Source organism: Rhodopirellula maiorica SM1, from assembly GCF_000346295.1.
In the GTDB taxonomy this organism is placed as follows: domain Bacteria; phylum Planctomycetota; class Planctomycetia; order Pirellulales; family Pirellulaceae; genus Novipirellula; species Novipirellula maiorica.
The window spans coordinates 1-2,395 of the sequence record NZ_ANOG01000363.1; the positions used below are offsets into that span (position 1 = coordinate 1).

1 protein-coding gene is annotated in these 2,395 nt (G+C 52.6%); it reads left to right on the plus strand.

Going from position 1 to position 2,395, the window contains the following annotated elements:
* Positions 1-239: 239 nt before the first annotated feature.
* Positions 240-2,312, plus strand: a complete 2,073-nt coding sequence (locus tag RMSM_RS11765; protein WP_008695868.1) for a GumC domain-containing protein — start codon at positions 240-242, stop codon at positions 2,310-2,312.
* The last annotated feature ends 83 nt before the right edge of the window (positions 2,313-2,395 follow it).

A 2,395-nucleotide genomic window follows, 5' to 3' on the forward strand; every position in this document is an offset into this window, starting at 1 on the left:
CCACGGTTCCGACATTTAATACGGGGCTAGCGTCCAAACGGCTAACGGAATTTCCCCCAATGATTCCTGCTTAGGTGCGAATTTTGCTGACGAGCATCGTGTGATTTGCCAGTGATCCTATATTCAATTTCCCTCGCAAATATTCACACTGCAATCTATCAATATTAATTGTTCCATCGCCACCTCATGCGAACAAAGCAACGCAAGTCCGAGCAACGCAAGTCCAACAGGAGTCTTGAATGCTAAGTCTGCAAAACGACCAAGTCGAACGATCACACGAATTGATCCAGGGCACTGTCAAGGGAGCGTCAGGTGTTCACTCGGTTCGCTTCGATGAATCGCACGACAACGAACTCTTCAGTCAATTCCTTAGACGGTCGGTCAAATGGTTCGTAATCGCCAGCCTGCTTGGGGCTGCGGTTGCATGGTGGGCGGCCGATCGATTTGCCAAAGACACATACACTTACACGGGACGGTTGACGCTTGAACAGAGCACGGTGGGATATCCTTTTTTCGCCGTGCCGTTGGCGGCTGACTTGGTCGTGCTAATTGATGCACCCGACACGATCCGCGAGCTCTACGAAACACTACCGCTGACCGAACCACAATCCGCGACCGCCAAGGCGATTGAGGTCCAGGCATCCAAAGGCGCATTCGACATCGTGCTTGAATATGGCGCCGCCGACGCCGAGACGGCCAAGCAGGTCGTCGATACGTTGATGCAAATTGTGGGAGACAAATCTCGCGAAATCCGCAACGGCACGATCACCAAACACCTCGAAACGCTCGACAAACGGACCGCGGAATTGGCCGCCGAGCGAACCAAGACGCAAGCCACCTATGACCAACTCTGCTTAGAGCACAACAGTCACGATTTGCATGCCGAGATCGATGCCAATTTGGTAGCCAAACGAGAAGCCAAAGCGATCTTGGCACGTCAGCGAATTCTGATCGAACTTCGCAAACAAAGCGTCGCGCAAATGGAGCAGCAAGTCGCGGATGCACGAGCGGGCAAGTTCGCCGAAGATAAACGGACGATCATGCAGAGCGAAGTGATCCGCTTGGCTGAACAAGAACGACGAATGATGTTGACGGACCAACTGCATGAACATCGTCGACGCGAAACAGCCAAGATCAAATTGGAATCGAAACTGAAGGAACTGGCAAATTTGCAATCGCTTTATGATCGCAACTTGGTGACTCAGTCCGAATATGACGCCTTGCAAAGCGAGATCGAAGTGTTGCGTCTCGAATCGGGCGACGACGAAAGGACCGCGTCCATCAGTAGCTCGATCACCGAAATTTTTGACGATATCGACTCGGGCAACTATGTCGACGAAGCGGTCAAGAGCAGGATTCTTGTGCAACTTGACGAACGTATCCGCGACGAGCACGAGAAGTTGAAACTGCTCGAGGCGGAATACAAGAGTTACCAAGAATTGATCGCAAAACTGGACAAAGACTACGCAGCGTTGGTCGAATTGTCGCCGAAGCTGCGAGATTTCAAAGTCGCACTCGAGAGCATTACTCATCAACAAGACCGGGTCAAAGAAGAGCGGCAAGCGATGGAACGGCTGCTGCAAACGGATGGCTATGTGCTGAAAACCACCTCACCCGCGTCGCCAGCGTTGATTCCGGTATCAAGTAACAAAGCCAAAGTGATGGTAGCCGGATTTGGTGCTGGCTCGATGTTTCTGTTGCTTCCCGCATTGTTGATTGAATTCTTTCGCGCCAGCCCGAACCAACATGAACGACTTGCCAGCAAGCATGGTTTGCCCATCCTCAGTCGGCATACTCGGGCCTCATCCAAACGACATACCGGCGGTACCACGTCTCGGATATTGGCTTCGCGGATCCAGCGATTGAATCTACCGATCGGTTCATCGGTGGCGTTGGTGGCAACCGGTCGCAAAGCCTGTCCCACGGGAATCTTGTTTGGTGCCGGTTCGCATTTGGCGCGTGATGGAGGCCGGGTGTTGATCGTCGAGGTGGTCACGGCAGGCAAAGTCACGTCATTCCCCGGTGAATATGCAGTCGAATCGATCCAAGACCAAGAGATGCAAATCGGAAAATCGGAAAAAGTCGACCGGCTGTTGATCAAAGATTCCGCGTTGCTGTGTGATGCGATGAGTCATAACACGTGGGATGAACTGGCTGCGAGTATTCGCTCGTACCAATACATCATGATCGGCGGACTCAGCGCAAGCGACCCAACGACGGCGACGTTGGTCGCCAGCGGAGCGGATGCCGTGATTGTCTGTTCACTAGAACGCGATGGAGCACTCCCCCGCAGCGACCAATTTGATCAATGACCTGATCGATTTTGATGCAAGGTTGCTCGGCGCCGTGATCGCATCTTGACCACTTTCGCTTACCAATTCGTTTTCGAGTTTAA